At 73.3% G+C, this 18,807-nt stretch carries 20 protein-coding genes and 1 riboswitch; of the genes, 15 read left to right on the top strand and 5 right to left on the bottom strand.

The annotated features are described in order from the left end of the window. Positions 1 to 38: 38 nt before the first annotated feature. The 6 genes from O7605_RS09120 (at position 39) to O7605_RS09095 (ending at position 7,566) form a co-directional block, all read left to right on the top strand. Positions 39 to 2,039 carry a primosomal protein N' gene (locus O7605_RS09120; protein WP_269738772.1) on the top strand — a complete coding sequence of 667 codons (2,001 nt, stop codon included), beginning with the start codon at positions 39 to 41 and terminating at the stop codon, positions 2,037 to 2,039. A gap of 269 nt (positions 2,040 to 2,308) precedes the next feature. Next, a complete protein-coding gene (locus O7605_RS09115) occupies positions 2,309 to 3,289 on the top strand; it encodes an AAA family ATPase (protein WP_269738771.1) in 981 nt (326 codons plus the stop codon). A 73-nt stretch (positions 3,290 to 3,362) separates the two neighbouring features. Continuing rightward, on the top strand, positions 3,363 to 4,631 hold the full coding sequence (locus tag O7605_RS09110) for a cytochrome P450 (protein ID WP_269737321.1): 1,269 nt from the start codon (positions 3,363 to 3,365) through the stop codon (positions 4,629 to 4,631). 43 nt (positions 4,632 to 4,674) lie between these two features. After that, the gene (gene def / locus O7605_RS09105) at positions 4,675 to 5,235 is read left to right on the top strand and encodes a peptide deformylase (protein WP_164445161.1); all 561 of its coding nucleotides are present in this window, start codon (positions 4,675 to 4,677) and stop codon (positions 5,233 to 5,235) included. 4 nt (positions 5,236 to 5,239) lie between these two features. Next, positions 5,240 to 6,166 (top strand): methionyl-tRNA formyltransferase, encoded by a 927-nt coding sequence (gene fmt, locus O7605_RS09100; protein WP_269737322.1) that lies wholly within the window; start codon positions 5,240 to 5,242, stop codon positions 6,164 to 6,166. Beyond that, entirely contained in the window at positions 6,121 to 7,566 is a 1,446-nt protein-coding gene (locus O7605_RS09095) for an RsmB/NOP family class I SAM-dependent RNA methyltransferase (RefSeq protein WP_443083848.1), read from the top strand. Before fmt ends, O7605_RS09095 begins: the two co-directional genes overlap by 46 nt. A 185-nt stretch (positions 7,567 to 7,751) precedes the next feature. Here the strand turns inward: O7605_RS09095 and O7605_RS09090 are convergent, their stop codons facing one another. Further along, on the bottom strand, positions 7,752 to 8,009 hold the full coding sequence (locus O7605_RS09090; RefSeq protein ID WP_269737324.1) for a flavin reductase: 258 nt from the start codon (positions 8,007 to 8,009) through the stop codon (positions 7,752 to 7,754). Beyond that, positions 8,006 to 8,263 (bottom strand): hypothetical protein, encoded by a 258-nt coding sequence (locus tag O7605_RS09085; RefSeq protein ID WP_269737325.1) that lies wholly within the window; start codon positions 8,261 to 8,263, stop codon positions 8,006 to 8,008. Before O7605_RS09085 ends, O7605_RS09090 begins: the two co-directional genes overlap by 4 nt. Before the next feature lie 270 nt (positions 8,264 to 8,533). Here O7605_RS09085 and O7605_RS09080 point away from each other — a divergent pair, with 270 nt between their 5' ends. Both O7605_RS09080 and O7605_RS09075 read left to right on the top strand, forming a co-directional pair. Further along, the gene (locus tag O7605_RS09080) at positions 8,534 to 9,280 is read left to right on the top strand and encodes a DUF5753 domain-containing protein (protein ID WP_269737326.1); all 747 of its coding nucleotides are present in this window, start codon (positions 8,534 to 8,536) and stop codon (positions 9,278 to 9,280) included. Beyond that, on the top strand, positions 9,268 to 9,462 hold the full coding sequence (locus O7605_RS09075) for a DUF397 domain-containing protein (RefSeq protein ID WP_269737327.1): 195 nt from the start codon (positions 9,268 to 9,270) through the stop codon (positions 9,460 to 9,462). Before O7605_RS09080 ends, O7605_RS09075 begins: the two co-directional genes overlap by 13 nt. Before the next feature lie 353 nt (positions 9,463 to 9,815). Here O7605_RS09075 and O7605_RS09070 read toward each other — a convergent pair whose 3' ends face one another. Both O7605_RS09070 and O7605_RS09065 read right to left on the bottom strand, forming a co-directional pair. Further along, positions 9,816 to 10,700 carry a septum formation family protein gene (locus O7605_RS09070; RefSeq protein WP_269737328.1) on the bottom strand — a complete coding sequence of 295 codons (885 nt, stop codon included), beginning with the start codon at positions 10,698 to 10,700 and terminating at the stop codon, positions 9,816 to 9,818. 86 nt (positions 10,701 to 10,786) lie between these two features. Beyond that, entirely contained in the window at positions 10,787 to 11,674 is an 888-nt protein-coding gene (locus O7605_RS09065) for a septum formation family protein (protein WP_269737329.1), read from the bottom strand. Positions 11,675 to 11,920: 246 nt separating this feature from the next. Between O7605_RS09065 and rpe the strand changes: the two genes are divergently transcribed. From rpe to ribH, 6 genes are all read left to right on the top strand, one after another. After that, the gene (gene rpe, locus O7605_RS09060) at positions 11,921 to 12,601 is read left to right on the top strand and encodes a ribulose-phosphate 3-epimerase (RefSeq protein WP_269737330.1); all 681 of its coding nucleotides are present in this window, start codon (positions 11,921 to 11,923) and stop codon (positions 12,599 to 12,601) included. Between the two features lies 1 nt (position 12,602). Then, a complete protein-coding gene (locus tag O7605_RS09055; protein WP_269737331.1) occupies positions 12,603 to 13,583 on the top strand; it encodes a response regulator in 981 nt (326 codons plus the stop codon). Positions 13,584 to 13,640: 57 nt separating this feature from the next. After that, positions 13,641 to 13,813: riboswitch (FMN riboswitch) on the top strand. 148 nt (positions 13,814 to 13,961) lie between these two features. Beyond that, positions 13,962 to 15,023, top strand: a complete 1,062-nt coding sequence (gene ribD, locus O7605_RS09050; RefSeq protein WP_269737332.1) for a bifunctional diaminohydroxyphosphoribosylaminopyrimidine deaminase/5-amino-6-(5-phosphoribosylamino)uracil reductase RibD — start codon at positions 13,962 to 13,964, stop codon at positions 15,021 to 15,023. 2 nt (positions 15,024 to 15,025) lie between these two features. After that, a complete protein-coding gene (locus O7605_RS09045) occupies positions 15,026 to 15,646 on the top strand; it encodes a riboflavin synthase (RefSeq protein WP_269737333.1) in 621 nt (206 codons plus the stop codon). Then, positions 15,643 to 16,905: a bifunctional 3,4-dihydroxy-2-butanone-4-phosphate synthase/GTP cyclohydrolase II gene (locus O7605_RS09040; protein WP_269737334.1), complete on the top strand. Its 1,263-nt coding sequence runs from the start codon at positions 15,643 to 15,645 to the stop codon at positions 16,903 to 16,905. Before O7605_RS09045 ends, O7605_RS09040 begins: the two co-directional genes overlap by 4 nt. Positions 16,906 to 16,910: 5 nt before the next feature. After that, positions 16,911 to 17,411: a 6,7-dimethyl-8-ribityllumazine synthase gene (ribH, locus tag O7605_RS09035; protein WP_269737335.1), complete on the top strand. Its 501-nt coding sequence runs from the start codon at positions 16,911 to 16,913 to the stop codon at positions 17,409 to 17,411. A 107-nt stretch (positions 17,412 to 17,518) separates the two neighbouring features. Here the strand turns inward: ribH and O7605_RS09030 are convergent, their stop codons facing one another. Further along, positions 17,519 to 18,379, bottom strand: a complete 861-nt coding sequence (locus tag O7605_RS09030; RefSeq protein WP_269737336.1) for an ABC transporter substrate-binding protein — start codon at positions 18,377 to 18,379, stop codon at positions 17,519 to 17,521. A 137-nt stretch (positions 18,380 to 18,516) separates the two neighbouring features. Here O7605_RS09030 and O7605_RS09025 point away from each other — a divergent pair, with 137 nt between their 5' ends. After that, on the top strand, positions 18,517 to 18,780 hold the full coding sequence (locus O7605_RS09025) for a phosphoribosyl-ATP diphosphatase (RefSeq protein ID WP_088947482.1): 264 nt from the start codon (positions 18,517 to 18,519) through the stop codon (positions 18,778 to 18,780). The last annotated feature ends 27 nt before the right edge of the window (positions 18,781 to 18,807 follow it).

The following is an 18,807-nucleotide window of genomic DNA, read 5'->3' as shown; positions in this document are numbered from 1 at the left end:
CCGCGGACGGGTCGCCGGTCGCCCGGGTCTGCGTCGACGTGCCCCTGGCCCACCTGGACCGCCCCTTCGACTACCTGGTTCCGCAGGCGCTGTCCGCTGACGCCGTGCCGGGGGTCCGGGTCAAGGTGCGCTTCGCCGGTCAACTCGTCGACGGCTGGCTGCTGGAGCGGACCGAACGATCCGACCACCCCAAGCTGGCGTACCTGGACAAGGTCGTCTCCGCGGTGCCGGTGCTCGCCCCGGAGGTGGCCCGGCTGGCCCGGGTCGTCGCCGACCGGTACGCCGGCAGCCTGGCCGACGTGCTGCGGCTCGCGGTCCCGCCCCGGCACGCCCGGGCGGAGAAGGAAGCGATCGCCCAGGCCCTTCCCGCCGACCTGACACCGACCGACCCGACACCGACCGACTCGCCCGACCCGGCGGCGTCCGACCCGCTGTCACCGGCGGCACGGGCCGATCCGGCGGCGACCGTGGCCGCTCCGCCGGTGCCGGAGCCGGAGGGGTGGCACGACTACCCGGCCGGGCCGGCGCTGCTGCGGGCGCTCGCCGACGGGCGCTCTCCCCGGGCGGTGTGGTCGGCGCTGCCGGGGGAGGACTGGGCGGCCCGCTACGCCACCGCCGTCGCCGCCACGGTGGCCGCCGGCCGGGGGGCGCTGGTGGTGGTCGCCGACGGGCGCGACCTGGATCGGCTCGACGTCGCGCTGACCGCGCGGCTCGGCGCGGGCCGGCACGTCTGCCTGTCTTCCGCCCTCGGTCCGGCACGGCGGTACCGGGCGTTCCTGGCGGCCCGTCGCGGCGACGCCCCGGTGGTGATCGGCACCCGGGCGGCCATGTTCGCCCCGGTCGACCGGCTGGGTCTGGTGGCCATCTGGGACGACGGTGACGATCTGCACGCCGAGCCGCGCGCCCCGTACCCGCACGCCCGCGAGGTGCTGCTCACCCGGGCCCAGTTGGCGCAGGCCGGCGCACTCGTCGGCGGCTACGCCCGGACCGCCGAGGCGCAGTTGCTCGTCGAGACCGGCTGGGCCCGCGAGGTGGTCGCCGACCGGGCGGTGCTGCGGGCGCGTACCCCGGCGATCGTGCCGACCGGCGACGACCCGCAACTGGCCCGCGATCCCGGTGCGGCGACGGCCCGGCTGCCGAGCCTGGCCTGGACCGCCGCCCGGGAGGCCCTGCGCGCGGACGCGCCGGTCCTGGTGCAGGTGCCCCGGCGCGGCTACCTGCCCTCGGTGGCCTGCGCCGACTGCCGCACCCCGGCCCGCTGCCCGCACTGCGCCGGCCCGCTCGCGTTGCCGTCGGCCGGCGGGTCGCCGGCCTGCCGCTGGTGCGCCCGGATCGCCGCCGCGTACGCCTGTCCCCGGTGTGGCGGGCGGCGGCTGCGGGCCTCGGTCACCGGTGCCCGGCGGACCGCCGAGGAGTTGGGGCGGGCCTTCCCGGGGGTGCCGGTGCGTACCTCCGGTCGGGAGGAGGTGCTGGCCGACGTCCCCGGCGGCGCCGGTCTGGTGATCGCGACCCCGGGGGCCGAGCCGGTGACGGCCGGCGGGTACGGCGCGGTCCTGTTGCTGGACACCTGGGCGTTGCTGACCCGCGCCGACCTGCGGGCCGGGGAGGAGGCGCTGCGCCGCTGGACGGCCGCCGCGGCCCTGGCCCGGCCGGCCTCCGCCGGGGGGCGCGTGGTGGTGGTCGCCGACGGCGCGCTCGCCCCGGTGCAGGCGCTGCTGCGCTGGGACGCCGGTTGGTTCGCCGCCCGCGAGCTGGCCGAGCGGCGGGAGCTGGGCTTTCCACCGGCGATGCGGATGGCCAGCGTGACGGGCCTGCCGGCGGCGGTCGCCGACCTGTTGGCGCAGGCGCGGCTGCCCGACGGGGCCGAGCTGCTCGGTCCGGTGCCGGCCGACGGCGAGCGGGAGCGGATGTTGGTACGGGTGCCCAGGGCCAGGGCCGCCGCCATGGCCGGTGCGCTGCACGCGGCGGCCGGGGTGCGCAGCGCCCGCAAGGCGGCCGAACCGGTACGCCTCCAGGTCGACCCGCTCGCGCTGTTCTGACCGCGGCCGGTGACGGAGGGTACCGGTTAGTGTCCCAATCAGTGCGATATGTTACCCGATCATGACTGTGAGTATCGACTCGCCCGCTCGGGGTCGCGTCCCGAGGGTCGAGCCGCACGAGGTGGTAGCATCGCCCGTCATGCCGGTGCGTACGGCGACTCCAGGTCGGGCTGGAGGTGTCCGAGGGCGGCGCGACGACTGCGGCACCGCGTCGGTCCGGCGCGGAAATCGATGATCTCAACCGGCCGGTGATCAGGGGTGGACAAGTCGTGACCGTTCGTCAGTCGATCGTCTTCAACGGTGACCTGGGCAGCGGCAAGAGCACCGTCTCCGTCGAGATCGCCAAGCGGCTCGGCCTGCGCCGGGTCAGCGTCGGTGACCTCTACCGGAAGATGGCCCAGGAGCGGCAGATGACCGCGCTCCAGCTGAACCTGCACGCCGAGCTGGACCAGGCCGTCGACGGCTACGTCGACCAGCTCCAGCGCGACATCGCCGCGTCCGGGGAGAGCCTGGTCATGGACTCCCGGTTGGCCTGGCACTTCTTCACCGACGCCCTCAAGGTGCACATGATCACCGAGCCGGGGGAGGCCGCCCGCCGGGTCCTGCTGCGCCCCTCCGGGCCGGCCGAGAGCTACACCTCCCTCGACGAGGCGAAGGCCAAGCTCAGGGAACGCAGCGAGAGCGAGCGTGGCCGGTTCCTGGTCCGGTACGGCGTGGACAAGGCCCGGCTGCGTAACTACGACCTGATCTGCGACACCACCCGGGCGTCCGCCGACGAGGTGATCGAACGCATCGTCGACGCGTACGAGGGACGGCTGGCGCCCGAGGTGTTGCGCGGTGCCCCGCCGCTGCTGCTGCTCGACCCGGGCCGGGTCTACCCGACCGAGGACATCGCCGGATTGCGCGGCACCTGGGACTCGGCCTTCACCGGTGAGGTCGCCGCCGACGGTGAGACCGGCCTGGAACCCCTGGAGATCGGGTACACCGGCGAGTACTTCTTCGTGGTCAACGGGCACCGCCGACTCAGCGCCGCACTGCGCAGCGGCTCCCGGCTGGTGGCGGGCCGGCTGGTCGCCGAGGTCGAGGAACCGGTGGTCGGTGGGGTGAGCGCGGTCGACTACTTCGTCGCGCAGGCCCGGCCCAGCCTGATCCACGACTGGGAGGCGGCCCACGACCTGCACCTGCCGCTGCCCGAGCACGCCCTGCTCGCCGGCGACGCGGTGCTCGCCGGCGAGAGCCCCGCCGGCTGACCCACGTCGGGTGCCGGCCGCGATGGCATCGCCCCGGCATCATGGAGCCTCCGGGACACACCGAGGAGGCCGGATGGAACTCGCTGCGGCGCTTGCCTGGCTGATGTCGCCCGAAGGGCGGGTCCACCCGTACCCGGCGTATGAGTGGCTACGCGCCCATGGGCCGATCGTGCAGGCCGATCCGGGCGTGTTCGTGGTCACCGGCTACGCAGAGGCCGACGAACTCCTGCGCGATGCCCGGATCCGGGTGCTCGATGAGCATCTGCGGGACGGCCTCCTGTCGGACTGGCGTGACAGCCCGGCCGTGTCCTCGATCGCCCGTTCGATGCTGCGGACCAACCCGCCCGACCACAGCCGGATGCGCCGGCTCGCCGCCGGAGCCTTCACCCCGCGCCGGATCGGCACCATGCGCGAGGTGGTCGCGGCGCAGACCGACGAGCTGATCGACGCGATGGCGGCGAACGGCCGGGGCGGCGTTCCGGTCGACTTCATGGCCGAGTTCGCCTACCCGCTGCCGGTCGGGGTGATCTGCGAACTGCTCGGAGTACCTGCCGCCGACCGTCCGCTGTTCCGGCGGTGGACGGCCGACCTGACCGGCGTCCTGGAGCCCGAGATCACTCCGGCGGAGCTGGCCGTGGCCGATGCGGGCGCCACCGAGCTTCGGGACTACTTCACCGAGCTGGTGGCCGCCCGTCGTCGGCACCCCGCCGACGACTTGACCACCGCCCTGGTGCAGGCGCACGACGCCGGTGACCGGCTTTCCGGCGAGGAACTGCTGGCGAACCTGGTGATCCTGCTCGTCGCGGGCTTCGAGACCACCACCAACCTGCTCGGCAACGGGCTGGCGGTACTGCTGGCCCACCCCGGGGCCGCTGACGTGCTGCGTCAGCATCCGCAGCACGCCCCGGCGTACGTGGACGAACTGCTCCGCTTCGACTCACCGGTGCAACTGACCACCCGGACCAGCGGCGAAGCCGTTCGGCTCGGCGGGGTCGAGGTGCCCGCCGGCAGTTGGCTCCTGCTGCTGCTCGGGGCGGCCAACCGGGACCCCCGGCGGTATCCCCGGCCCGAGCGGTTCGACCCGTGGCGGGCGCAACTGAATCCGCTCTCCTTCGGTGCCGGGCCGCACTACTGCCTGGGAGCGGGGCTGGCCCGACTGGAGGCGCAGGTCGCCTTCCCGGCGCTGCTGCGCCGGCTGCCCGAACTGGCGTCGGCCGGGCAGCCCCGGCGACGGATCCGGCTGACCCTGCGCGGGTACGATCACCTGCCGGTCACCGTGGGTGAACCACTGCCCGCCACGGTTGGTGGTGCGCCGGCCGGCACGGTCATCGGCAGTCCGTAGACTGGTACGGCACTACCGTCCCGCCGTGAAGGAGCCAACCCGCGTGACCGTCCAGCCCATCCGTCTGTTCGGGGATCCGGTGCTGCGCACGCCGGCCGATCCGGTGGTCGACTTCGACGTCGAGCTGCGCAAGCTCGTCGAGGACCTCACCGACACCATGCGTGAGCAGGGCGGCGCCGGTCTCGCCGCGCCGCAACTGGGTGTGGGCCTGCGGGTGTTCACCTTCGACGTCGACGACGTGCTCGGCCACCTGGTGAACCCGGTGCTGGAGTTCCCCGACGAGGAGGAGCAGGACGGCCCGGAGGGGTGCCTGTCCATTCCCGGGCTCTACTTCGACACCAAGCGCCGGCAGAACGTGATCGCCAAGGGCTTCAACGGCTACGGCGACCCGATGCAGATCGTCGGCACCGGGTTGATGGCCCGCTGCGTGCAGCACGAGACCGACCACCTCGACGGGGTGCTCTTCCTCGACCGATTGGATCCGGCCGGTCGTAAGGAGGCGATGAAGGCGATCCGTCAGGCCGAGTGGTACGACGCCGCCGCCCCGCCGACGGTCAAGCTGAGCCCGCACGCCGCCGGCAGCCCCTTCGGTCTGGGGCGGTGACCGGATGCGGGTGATCTTCGCTGGTACGCCGGCCGTCGCCGTTCCGGCCCTGGCCGCCGTGGCCGACTCCCGGCACGAGTTGGTCGCCGTGGTGACCCGGCCGGACGCGCCCGCCGGGCGTGGTCGGGGGCTGGTCCGCTCCCCGGTCGGCGCCTGGGCCGACGAGCGCGGTGTGGAGGTGCTGACGCCGGCGCGTCCGCGTGAGCCGGAGTTCCTGGACCGGCTGCGGGAGTTGGCGCCGGACTGCGTTCCGGTGGTCGCCTACGGCGCGCTGGTGCCGCCGGTCGCGCTGGAGATCCCCCGGCACGGCTGGGTGAACCTGCACTTCTCGCTGCTGCCGGCGTGGCGGGGAGCCGCACCCGTGCAGCACGCGGTGCTGCACGGCGACGAGCTGACCGGGGCCAGCGTCTTCCAGCTGGAGGAGGGGCTGGACACCGGCCCGGTCTACGGCACGCTCACCGACGAGATCCGGCCCGGGGACACCTCCGGTGACCTGTTGGAGCGCCTGGCGCACAGCGGGGCCGGGCTGCTGGTCGCGGTGCTGGACGCGCTGGAGGACGGCACCGCCAGGGCCGAGCCGCAGCCGGCCGACGGCGTCTCGCTGGCCCCGAAGCTGACCGTGGAGGACGCCCGGGTGCGCTGGGCCGATCCGGCCTTCGCGGTGGACCGGCGCATCCGCGCCTGCACCCCGGCTCCCGGGCCGTGGACGACCTTCCGGGACGAGCGGGTGAAGCTCGGCCCGGTCACCCCGGCACCGGACGCGCCCGACCTGAAGCCCGGTGAGCTGCTCGTGGAGAAGGCACGGGTGCTGGCCGGCACGGCCACCGTCCCGGTGCGTCTCGGCGAGGTGCGCGCGGCCGGCAAGCGGGCCATGCCGGCGACCGACTGGGCGCGCGGTGCCCGGGTCGGTGCCGGGGAGGAGTTCGCGTGAGGGAGACCGCCGCCCGCCGCAGCGGAGAGCGTCGGGGGCGGCCGCTGGTCGACCGGCCACGGTACGCGGCGTACGAGGCGGTCGCGGCGGTGCACCGCGACGACGCGTACGCCAATCTGGTGCTGCCGGCGATCCTGACCGACGCGGGACTTGTCGGCCGGGACGCCGCCTTCGCCACCGAACTGACCTACGGCACCCTGCGCCACCTCGGCACGCTCGACGCGATCCTGACCGATGCGGCCGGGCGGGACGTGCAGCGGATCGACCCGCCGGTCCGTGACGCGCTGCGCATCGGCGCGTACCAGCTGCTGCACACCCGGGTGCCGGCGCACGCGGCGGTCTCCTCCACCGTCGACCTGGTCCGGGCCGTCGGCCAGGGCGCAACCGGTTTCGCCAACGCGGTGCTGCGCGAGGTCGCCACCCACGACCTCGACGCGTGGGTGACAAGACTGGCGCCGGCGGTCGAGAGCGACCCGATCGGTCACCTCGCGCTGGCCTACAGCCATCCACAATGGATCGTGCGGGCGTTCAGCGAGGCGCTCGGCGGTGACCTCGGCGAGACCACCCGCCTGCTGATCGAGGACAACGAGCGCCCGCCGGTGCACCTGGCTGCCCGACCCGGCCTGGCCGACCCGGTCGACCTCGCCGACGAGGTGGGCGGCGCGCCCGGTGCCTTCTCGCCGTACGCGGTCTACCTCGCCGGTGGCGCCCCGGGCGAGCTGGCGGCGGTGGCCGACGGCCGGGCCCACGTCCAGGACGAGGGTTCCCAACTGGTCGCGAACGCGCTCGCGCTGGCACCGGTGGACGGGCCGGACGGCCGGTGGCTCGACCTGTGCGCCGGTCCGGGCGGCAAGTCGGGTCTGCTCGGTGCCCTGGCGGCGCAGCGCGACGCGCGGCTGACCGCCGTGGAGGTGGCCGAGCACCGGGCCCGGCTGGTCGCCGGTGCCACCCGAGGGCTGCCGGTGACCGTGCTGAACACCGACGGCCGGCTGGTGGGCACCGAGCCGAAACTGCCGGAGGAACACTTCGACCGGGTGCTCGTCGACGCGCCGTGCACCGGGCTGGGCTCGCTGCGCCGCCGCCCCGAGTCGCGCTGGCGGCGGCAGCCGTCCGACCTGTCCGCCCTGACCCGGTTGCAGCGCGAGTTGCTCGCCGCCGGGTTGCGGGCGGCCCGGCCGGGTGGGGTGGTGGCCTACGTGACCTGTTCACCGCACACGGTGGAGACGCACGTGACGGTGACCGAGGCGGCCCGCCGCAGCGGAGTGCCGGTCGACTTCGTTGACGCCCGCACGGTGCTGCCGGCCGGAATGCCGGGCCTGGGCGACGGGCCGACGGTGCAGTTGTGGCCGCACCGGCACGGCACCGACGCGATGTTCCTCGCCCTGCTCCGCCGCACCTGATGCGGCCCCGGTACCGCCCGGGATCCGTTCGTGGCGTGCCTGGTCGGCTGACCGGCACCGTCGTGTTTCCTGGCGTGCTGCGGACCTCGCCGCCGGGATCCGCTTGTGGCGTGCTGCGGACCGGCCGCCCGGACCCGCCCCGGCGCGGCGGTCGGGGGAAGAGCCGCAGCGACCGGGGCGGGTGGCTATTCGGCGGACCGGACGGGTACCCAGTCCGTGAACCGTCGGTGCAGATCCGGGAGCTGTTCACCGGGCGCTAGCCCGGCAAGCTGCTCGGCGGCCTCTTCGCGCAACTCCACCAGGTGCACCATGAGCGCCGGCTTGTCCTCCCGGTAGGTGGCGAGCAGATTCAGCTTCGCCGGCGAGCAGGGCCAGGCGATCCCGCAGGCCCGGCACCGCCACGTCGGGCGGGACGGGACGTGCTCCTCGATCCGGCCGTTCATCCGGTCGCGCTCGCGGCGGCGCAGCGGGGCCGGGAGCGACGCTCGGCGTACGGGACGGGCGGGACGTTGACCGGCCGCATCCCCGCCGGTCGCAGAAACAGCGCTCGTCGCTGCGTCGCGTCCCCGTGCCGGTCGAGCTGGTAGACGTCGACCCAGGCCCACCCGTCGTACGTCGTGCGGTCCAGGTGCCGGATCACCCGGACCAGGATCGGTGTGTGGAACTGCGGGGATGCTGCCCGGGTCAGCAGGTACACGCCGGGGCGGACCCGGGTATGTCGCCCTCCCGCCGGGTCACCAGCCACGCGCCGGCTCTCGCAGGGACATGGGACTTCTCCTCCGTAGTGGTTGGAGAGGGCCGCCCCGGTCTGCTCGCCCAGGGGCGACCCCCGGCGACCCGGCGAGCGGGATTGCCGTCCCAGGCCCGCGCGCGCCGCCCATCAAGACAATTGCCCACCGAATGTGGACGACTACAGGGCGTAGGCATAGGTTCTATAGACGTCAAGGACGTCATGCGGGAGGCGGGCATGAATCAGGCGCTGCGAGCAGCCATGGTGGACGCGGGCGAGACCGCCGAGAGTCTCGCCGAACAGGTCGGCGTGGATCCCAAGACGGTTTCGCGGTGGGTCGCCCCGGGACGGGTGCCGCATCCCCGGCACCGCGCGGCGGCGGCTGCGGCGCTGGGGCGCGACATCGAGGACATCTGGCCGGACGTCTTGAAGCGGCGCGAGCCGGCCTGGCTGCGCCCCTGGGTGGAGACCGAACTCCAGGCGACCGCGTTACGGTCCTTCCAGGTGGCGGTCATCCCGGGGCTGTTGCAGACGCCCGAGTACGCCTCGGCGGTGCTCAGCAGCGGGCTGCTCGCCCCCGACGAGGTGGCCGGCTACGTCGAGACCCGGATGCGCCGGCAGGCGTCGGTCCTGGAACGGCGCAAACCGCCGCTCTTCGTCGCGGTCATCGACGAGTTCGCCCTCCGCCGCGGCGCCCCGGACATCATGCACCCGCAACTGGACCACCTGGTCAACCTGGCGCGGCGGCCCAACATCCTGCTGCACGTGCTGCCGCTGGACGCCGGCCTGCACCCGGGGCAGGCGGGGCCGTTCGTCATCGCGACGACCGAGGACGGCGACGTCGCGTACCTGGACGACCAGGCCGCCGGCCGGCTGACCGACGACACCGCCGCGCTCTGGTCCATTTGGGATACGCTGCGCTCGGTGGCGCTGCCGCGCCGCCAGACCATCGACTTCCTTGAGGCACGATCATGGCTGACCTGACCGGCGCCGTGTGGCGCACCAGCACCCGCAGCAGCTCGAACGGCGGCGACTGCGTCGAGGTCGCCGACAACCTTCCCGGCGTCGTCGGTGTCCGCGACTCGAAGGACCGGACCGGTCCGGCCCTGGCCTTCGCACCGGCGGCCTGGCAGGCGTTTGTCGCCCGACTCGCCGAGCAGCCCTGACCCGACCCGTCCACAGGCGCCCGTCCCCACCGGGGGGCGGGCGCTCCACCGTGACCAAACCGAGCCGCAAGACCCACCACCGCCCGGTCACCTCCCACATTCCGAAATCCCAACGATCCGCCAAGACCTTGGACAGTTTCCGTTAGCGCCTAACGGAAACTTTCCAAGATTGCGCGCGGCACCCGCCGCGGTGACGGCATCGGCGTGCGGGGCGGGCTGCTGTGCGGGGTGAGGGGTGGGGGTGTTGTGCCGTGGGTGGGCTGTCGGTGGGGACGAGGGGCTGAGGCTGTGTCAGGGTCGCGGCTCTGCCGCCACGGCCGAGGGCCGGGGCCCGAGGGGTGTGGCCGGGGGGCTCAGGTGATCGGGAGGGCGCGGGTGCCGGCGCCCTTCACCGAGCGGGTCAGGGTGCGGTCGCTCATCCAGAGGAAACACTTCACCGACCGGTTGCCGCTGCGCCACTCGCCCTCGGCGGGGTGGTAGAAGATGGTGCCGACCCGGAACTGGAGGTTGCCGTCGTCCGGCACCTTCGCATAGCGGGCGATGGCGCCGCGGCAACCACGATGGGCGCGCGCCGGGTTCTCCAGGAACTCCGACCAAGTGCTCTCCGGCGCCTGCCACAGACCGACGAACTCGGCCCGGTGCCGCGCGGTGCACTCGACGGCGACCATCTCGATCACCTCGTCGCCCTCGGTGCGGGCATTGAAGCAGCCGTGCCGCAGCGGTGACGCCTTGTCCAACACGCCGGTCAGGCTGGCTGTGCGCCGAACCGGCACCGGGGTGTCGAGCCCGCGTAGCTCGTGGACGTCGCAGCGGAACCAGCGGGCGCCGCCGGCCCATGCCGGCGGCGAGGGCAGGACGACGGTGAGTCCGATCCGGGCAGCGCGCCAGTCGCCGCCCATGATCCGACGGACCTGCCGGTCGCACTCGCCGAACGCGACGCGCATCCCCTCGCTGCCGACCTCCGGTGGCCGATTCCCGGTCACGTCGGTGAGGGTACCGACGTGCAGGGTCTCGGCCTGGTGCGGCTCGGCGCAGTCCACCGGGGCGTACGCGCTGAGGTAACCGACCTCCTGCGGTCGCCGGTGGCAGGTGCCGGAGTCGGGAGTGAAGGACGCGGGCACCGCCATCGACGCCCAGTCGTCGACCAGGTCACCGTCGGTGCCGGCCGGTCTGGTGCAGCCGGTCGCCGCCAACGCCACCACGGCACCCAGTGCGACTCCGGTCAACCATCGCCGCATCCCCGCCGACCTCCCGCTGCCGCCCGTCGAAGCGGCAGCATACGGTACCGGGATCGGACGGTGCCGGGGACGTTCGCGCGCCGTGCTCACGTCACGGGCAGTCCCCGCGGGCCGACGCCGCGCATCGAGCCGGTGAGCTTGCGGTCGTCGCTCCACAGGATGCACCGCACCCCCCGGTCGCCCTCCTCCCACTCCCGCTGCGAGGGCGGGTAGAAGATGGAACCGGCGCGGTAGGGCAGGTCGGCGTTGTTGGGCACGTCCGCGAAGGCGGCGATCAGCTCCATGCACCGTTTGTGGGCCCGGCCGGCCGAGGCGACGAACTGTTCCCAGCTCATGTCCTGCTCGACGTAGACACCGACGAACTCCGCGCCGTGCGGCTCGGTGCACAGCACCGGTGCCATGTAGTTCAGGCTGTCGCCGATCAGTTTCGGGTCGAAGCAGCGATGCACCAGCGGTGAGTCGCCGATCAGCGCGCCACGCAGGCTGCCGGTGCGGTTGACCGGCCGGGTGTTGTCGATGCTGTCGGTCTCGCTCAGGTCGCACCGGAACCAGCGGGCGCCGCCGTTCCAGGCCGGCACCGACGGCAGGGCGATGTTGAGCGTCAACCGGGCGGTGTGCCAGTCACCGCCGAGCACCAGCCGGGCCCGCTGATCGCACTCCGCCCGGGCGGTACGCAGCGCCGCCGACCCCGGCTCCGGACGCTCGCCCTCGGCGTCGTCGTCGGTGAACGTACCGACGTGGATGGTCTCGGCGAGGTGGTTGCGGGCGCAGTCCACGGTCTCGTACGTGCTCGCCTGCACGACCGAGGTGATCCGGGGCAGGCAGGCGTCGGTGGCCGGGACGAACATCGTGGGTGCCCGCAGTGTCTGCCAGTCGTCGGTGAGGTCGCCGTCGGTTCCGCCCGGCCGCACGCAGCCGCCGAGCACCATCGCAGCCACACTGGCCAGCGCCAGTGCCGCGAGCCACCGTCGCATCGTCCGCCCTTTCCGGGAGCTGCCGCCCGGCTGCCGGCTCCCGCGCCCACCGGCCTGCACGATACCGTCACCGTCCCCGATGGAGTGTTGCCGCGAATGGGTCGTCTGGCCAGTGGAAGCCGAGCTTCATTCCGTTTCACCGGTTCGAAGGGGGTCATTCTGCACCATTGGTCACCTCCGGGTCACCAGGCGTCCCGGTTGCTGGCACGCTGCCGTGGCCGCTGGCCACGTTCGTACACTGGCTCCGTGACCGTACCGCCGCCGATCGTCGCGCCCAGCATCCTCGCCGCCGATTTCTCCCGTCTCGCCGAAGAGGTGCGTGCCGTCGAGGACGCCGCGGACTGGCTGCATGTCGACGTCATGGACAACCACTTCGTGCCGAACCTGACCATCGGGCTGCCCGTGGTGCAGAGCCTGCGGGCCGCCACCAAGCTGCCCTTCGACGTACACCTGATGATCACCGACCCGCGGCGTTGGGCGCCTGGCTACGCCGACGCCGGGGCGTACAACGTCACCTTCCACGCCGAGGCCTGCGACGACCCGGTGGCGTTGGCCCGCGACCTGCGGGCGGCGGGCGCCAAGGCGGGGCTGGCGATCGACCGGGACACCCCGATCGAGCCGTACCTCGACCTGCTGCCGAGCTTCGACACGCTGCTGGTCATGACCATCAAGGCCGGGTTCGGCGGGCAGCGGTTCCTCCCGCAGTTGCTGGACAAGGTCCGCGCCGCGCGCCGGCACGTCGACGCCGGCCACCTGGAGCTGCGCATCGAGGTCGACGGCGGGATCGCCGCCGACACCATCGAACAGGCGGCCGAGGCAGGTGCCGACGCCTTCGTGGCCGGCACCGCCGTCTACGGCGCCGACGACCCGGCCGAGGCGGTACGCCGGCTGCGCGGGCTGGCCGAGCGCGCGGCGACCCGGGCCTGACGTGGAGACCTCCGACGATCGCAAGGACGTGATCCTCGTCGTCGACGACGACGAGGACATCGCCCGCTTCGTCGAGTTCAACCTGCGTCTGCAGGGCTTCGACGTGATCCTCGCCGCCGACGGCCAGGAGGCACTGGAGCTGATCGAACGCCAGCGGCCGGACCTGGCCGTGGTCGACCTGATGATGCCCCGGGTGGACGGGCTGGAACTGACCCGACGTCTGCGCGCCGACCCGATGACCGCCGCCCTGCCGGTGATCATGTTGACGGCTAAGGGAATGACCCAGGACAAGGTTCACGGGCTCAACGCCGGCGCCGACGACTACCTGGTCAAGCCCTTCGACAACGCCGAGTTGGTCGCCCGGGTCAGCTCCACGCTGCGGCGCAACAAGGAGTTCCGGGAGGTCTCCCCGCTGACCGGCCTGCCGGGCAACAGCCGGATCCGCCGGGAGATCGCTGACCGGGTCCGTGGCGGCGCGGACTACGCCGTCGGCTACATCGACATCGACCGGTTCAAGAGCGTCAACGACCGGTACGGGTTCGTCCGGGGCGACGGCTTCATCTCCGCGCTGGCCCGCAGCCTGCACCGGGCGGTGGTCGCGGTGGCCCTGCCGCCGGCCTTCCTCGGCCACGTCGGCGGCGACGATTTCGTCTTCGTGTGCACGCCCGAGCAGGTGCGGCCGCTCACCCTGCGGGTGTCGGCGGACTTCGAGAAGGCTGCGGACGCCCTCTACGATCCCACCGACCGGGAACGCGGTTACGTGGAGTTGAAGGACCGGCGCGGCAACATCCGCCGGGCGGCGCTGGTCACCCTCTCCATCGGGGTCGCGATCTCCGACACCGACAAGCGCATCACCGATCCGCTGGAGGCGATGACGGTCGCCTCCGAGATGAAGACCGTGGCCAAGAGCCAACCCGGCTCGTACGTGGCGGTGGACCGTCGTCGCGGTGTCGCCGACCCCGGTCACCGTCATGTGAAGTAGCTCGCCCGGGTGCCCCGACGCCCCGGCGGGCGTGTAAGACTTTGCTCAGTACCCACCACGCGCTGGCGGGACTCGGTGTAATTCCGAACCGGCGGTGATCCACGGTCCGACCGTGGTAAGCCCGCGACCCGGGAGCGGTTCGTCCGCCCGGTGGACCTGGTGAGAATCCGGGGCCGACGGTTGGGGGCGGCTCGTCCGCGCCCAGACAGTCCGGATGGGAGACAGCGCGCGGGACGGAAGGGGGCCGTGTGGCTCGCCGGGCTCCGGCGTGCGCGCGTCCCGACCGGGGCGGCTGTGCCGTACCCGGACTCCGCCTGCCCGTGGCCACCTGGCCGAACTCCCCGCCCGCGCGTACGAGCGAGAGGGCAACGGCAGGCGATGGCGAGCGTCTCCGTGGACGAGGCGATGCGTCGGGCGATCGAACTCGCGGCGCGCGGGCTCGGCACCACAAGTCCCAATCCCGTCGTCGGCTGCGTGCTGCTCGACGCCGACGGTGAGGTGGTCGGCGAGGGCTTCCACGCGTACGCCGGGGGACCGCACGCGGAGATCGTCGCGCTGGCCCAGGCCGGCAAGCGGGCCAAGGGTGGCACGGCGGTGGTCACCCTGGAACCCTGCGACCACGTCGGCCGCACCAGCCCCTGTAGCACCGCGCTGGTCCAGGCGGGGGTGGCCCGGGTCGTCATCGCGGTGCCGGATCCCAACCCGGTCGCCACCGGCGGCGCGGCCACGTTGCAGTCCGCCGGCATCCGGGTCGACGTCGGCGTCCGCGAGGCCGAGGCGGAGGCCGGCAACGTGGCCTGGCTGACCGCCATGCGCCGAGGCTGGCCGTACGTGATCTGGAAGTACGCGGCGACCCTCGACGGTCGTTCCGCGGCGGCCGACGGCACCAGCATGTGGATCACCTCCGAGGCTGCCCGGATGGACGTGCACGCGCTGCGCGCCACCGTCGACGCGGTGGTCGTCGGCGTCGGCACGGTCCTCGCCGACGATCCCCGGCTCACCGTGCGCAACCTGCGCGACGGCAGTCTGGCCATCCGGCAGCCGCTGCGCGTGGTGGTCGACTCGGCCGGGCGTACCCCGGACGACGCCCGGGTCCGCGACGGCGCCGCCCGCACCTGGGTGGCCACCGCCGCCGAGGTGGGCACCGGCCCGGACGGCGGGGTGGACCTGCCGGCGCTGCTCGCCGCCCTGCACACCCGGGGGATACGGGCGGTGCTGCTGGAGGGCGGCCCCCGGCTCGCCGGGGCGTTCCTCGCCGCTGGCCTGGTCGACCGGGTGGTCGGCTACCTCGCACCCCGGCTGCTCGGCGCCGGGCCAGCCGCGCTCGTCGACGCGGGTGTGAGCACCATCGCCGAGGCGATCGACCTGGAACTCACCGACGTTACGCAGGTCGGTCCCGACCTGCGGATCACCGCGCTGCCCCGGAAGAGGGAGGGCTAGGCATGTTCACCGGCATCGTCGAGGAACTGGGCGAGGTCGTCGGGATGACCCCGACGGCGGAGGACTCGACCCTGGTAGCGGTCCGTGGCCCACTGGTCACCTCCGACGCACGGCACGGCGACTCGATCGCGGTCAACGGCGTCTGCCTGACCGTCGTCGAGGTCGACGGCGGGGTGTTCACCGCCGACGTGATGGGCGAGACGCTGCGCCGCTCGGCGCTGGGCGCGCTGGGTACCGGCGACCGGGTCAACCTGGAGCGGGCCGCCGCGCTGGGCGGCCGCCTCGGCGGTCACCTGGTGCAGGGGCACGTGGACGGCGTGGGCGAGGTGCTCTCCCGCGAGCCGGCGGCGCGCTGGGAGACGGTCCGGTTCCGGTTGCCCGCCGCGCTGTCCCGCTACGTGGTGGAGAAGGGCTCGATCACCGTCGACGGGGTTTCGCTGACCGTCGCCGAGGTGGGCGACGACTGGTTCACCGTCGGCCTGATCCCCACCACCCTGTCGGCGACCACCCTCGGCAGCCGGTCCGTCGGTGATCCGGTCAACCTGGAGGTGGACGTGCTGGGCAAGTACGTCGAGCGGCTGCTGGGCGCTCGCGCGGCCGACGGGGCGGAGGTGCCGGCATGACCTTCGCCGACATCGAGCAGGCCCTGGCCGAGATCGCCGCCGGCCGCCCGGTCGTGGTGGTCGACGACGCCGACCGGGAGAACGAGGGCGACCTGATCTTCGCGGCCGAGCTGGCCACCCCGGAACTGCTGGCCTTCACGGTGCGGCACACCTCGGGCTTCATCTGCGTACCGCTCACCGAGAGCGAGTGCGACCGGCTCGACCTGCCGCCCATGCACCACACCAACCAGGACCGGCGGCAGACCGCGTACACGGTGACCGTCGACGCGCGGGAGGGGGTGACCACCGGCATCTCGGCGGCCGACCGGGCGCACACCATCCGGCTGCTCGCCGACCCGGCCACCGGATCGACGGACCTGGCCCGTCCCGGGCACGTGGTGCCGCTGCGGGCCCGTCCGGGTGGGGTGCTGCGCCGTCCCGGGCACACCGAGGCGGCCGTCGACCTGACCCGGCTGGCCGGGCTGCGCCCGGCCGGGGTGCTCTGCGAACTGGTCAACGACGACGGCACCATGATGCGGCTGCCGGACCTGGAGAAGTTCTGCGCCGAGCACTCGCTGACCCTGGTCACCATCGCGGATCTGATCGCCTACCGGCGGCGTACCGAGAAGCAGGTCGAGCTGGTCGCCGACGCCCGGATGCCCACCGAGCACGGAGTGTTCCGGGCGCTGGGCTACCGCAGCGAGTACGACTCGGCCGAGCACGTGGCGTTGGTGATGGGCGACCTCGGCGACGGCCGCGACGTGCTGGTCCGGGTGCACTCGGAGTGCCTGACCGGTGACGTCTTCTCGTCGGTGCGCTGTGACTGCGGCCCGCAGCTCAACGCCGCCCTGGACCGGGTGGCTCGCGAGGGACGGGGCGTGGTGCTCTACGTGCGGGGCCACGAGGGGCGCGGCATCGGGCTGCTGCACAAGCTCCAGGCGTACCAGTTGCAGGACCAGGGCCGGGACACGGTGGACGCGAACCTCGACCTGGGGCTGCCGGCCGACGCGCGCGACTACGGCACCGGCGCGCAGATCCTCTACGACCTCGGGGTGCGCTCGATGCGACTGCTGACCAACAACCCGGCCAAGCGGGCGGGGCTGGAGGGCTACGGCCTGACCATCACCGGCCGCGAGGGGCTGCCGGTGCGCCCGCACCCGGAGAACGTACGGTACCTGCGGACCAAGCGGGACCGGATGGGGCACCTGCTGGACCAGCTGGACGAGGCCGCCGAAGCGCCGATGGGGCGTACGGTGCCGGGCACAGAGATCGGAGCGTAGGCGAGATGGCGGGTTTCGGGGAGCCGGGTTCGGCTCCGGTCGACGCGGCCGGGATGACCGTCGGTGTGGTCGCCGCAAAATGGCACGGTGACCTGACCGACCACATGCTCGACCGGGCGGTGGCCGCCGCGCAGGCGTGCGGCGCCCGGGCGGTGGTGGCCCGGGTGGCCGGCTCGGTGGAACTACCGGTGGTGGCGCAGGCGCTGGCGCGGCGCTGCGACGTGGTGGTCGCCCTCGGCGTGGTGGTGCGCGGTGCCACCGCCCACTTCGACTACGTCTGCCGGTCGGTCACCGACGGGCTGACCCGGGTCGCCCTGGACGAGGGCAAGCCGGTCGCCCACGGCGTGCTGACCGTGGACACCATCGAGCAGGCCCGCGACCGCGCCGGCCTGCCCGACTCCGCCGAGGACAAGGGCTGGTCGTCGACGGTGGCCGCCCTCGACGCCGCCCTGGCCATCCGCCAGGTCGCCACCTCCGCCAATCAGCGCGTCGGCTTCACCTCCTGACCCCCACCCCCTGCCCGGTTGATCAAGAAGTTCGCGTCAAGAAACCGTGCTCGGGCGACGAAAACTTCTTGATCAACACTTGAGGTGGAGGGCGGGGGAGGGCCGAGTCAGGTGAGGTCGGGGGCCTTGGCGGCCTGGGTGAGCCACTGTTGTTCGAGTTGTTCGAGGACGCCCTCGGCGGCGAGTTGCCCGACCGCCGCGCTGACGCAGCCGGCCAGCGGCGAGTCCTTTGCCAGCAGCAGTCCGAACGCCTCCGGGCTGCCCACCTGGGGCAGTTGTCCGACGACCACCGCGTCGTCGATCTCCCCGCCGGTGAGGTCGAACGCGGTGGGCAGGTCCACCACCAGGCCGTCGATCCGCCCGCCGCGCAGCGCCTTCGTGGCCTCGTCGTCGGACTTGTAGGTCCTCGGTTCGGATTTCGGCCGGACCAGATCGGTGATGGCCTGGTAGCCGGCCGTGCCGGTCCGGGCGCCGAGCCGGGCGTCCCGCAGCTCGGTCAGCGCCCTCCGGTCGGCGATCTTGGAGGACTCCAGCGCGACCACCGCCTGCCGGACCAGGTAGTACGGCGCGGAGAAGTCGACCGCCTGCCGGTGCTCATCGGTCATCGGGTACCTGTCGATGCCGAAGTCGAAGGTCTTCGGCCCGGCGGCGACGGCGGCGTCGGACGGCACCCGGGTCCAGGTGACGTCGTCGCGGGCGTAGCCGAGCTGCTCCGCCACCGCGTAGGCGACGGCGGACTCGAAACCCTTGCCGTTGGCCGGCTGGTCGTCGACGAACCACGGCGCCTCGGCCGGCTCGCCGGTGGCGACGGTGAGGGTGCCCGGCGACTGGGTGGGCAGGCTGTCCTTGGCGCACGCCATCGACACGGTCGGCATGGGCGCGGGCTGGGCCTGCGGCGTGCAGGCGCTGGCCGCGAGCAGGACGGCCGCCGCGGAGGCGAAGGCGAGGGTACGCGGGGTGGTGACCATGGCGGACAGCGTACGACCAACATAGGCGAGGATCGAAGGGTTGTCCCACCGCTCCGCCAGGTGCGCCGGTCCCGTCCACCGGTCACCACCGACCCGGTGCTCGGGGCGACCCTCGGCGACTGCGAGAATCCGTCTCCGTGAAGACGTTCGAGGAGTTGTTCGCGGAGTTGCAGGCCAAGGCCGCGGCCGGCACCCCCGGCTCGGGCACGGTCGCCGCACTGGAGAAGGGCGTGCACTTCATCGGCAAGAAGGTCGTCGAGGAGGCCGCCGAGTCGTGGATGGCCGCCGAGCACGAGGGGCCCGAGCGCACCGCGGAGGAGATCTCCCAGCTGCTCTACCAGGTCCAGGTGCTGATGCTCGCCAGTGGTCTGGACCTGAAGGACGTCTACCGACATCTGTGAGTGCCCCCGCCGTCGACCAGAGACCCG

This window comes from Verrucosispora sp. WMMA2121 (assembly GCF_027460185.1).
Taxonomy (GTDB): Bacteria; Actinomycetota; Actinomycetes; order Mycobacteriales; family Micromonosporaceae; genus Micromonospora; species Micromonospora palythoicola.
This window is presented reverse-complemented; position numbering and strand designations above follow the sequence as displayed.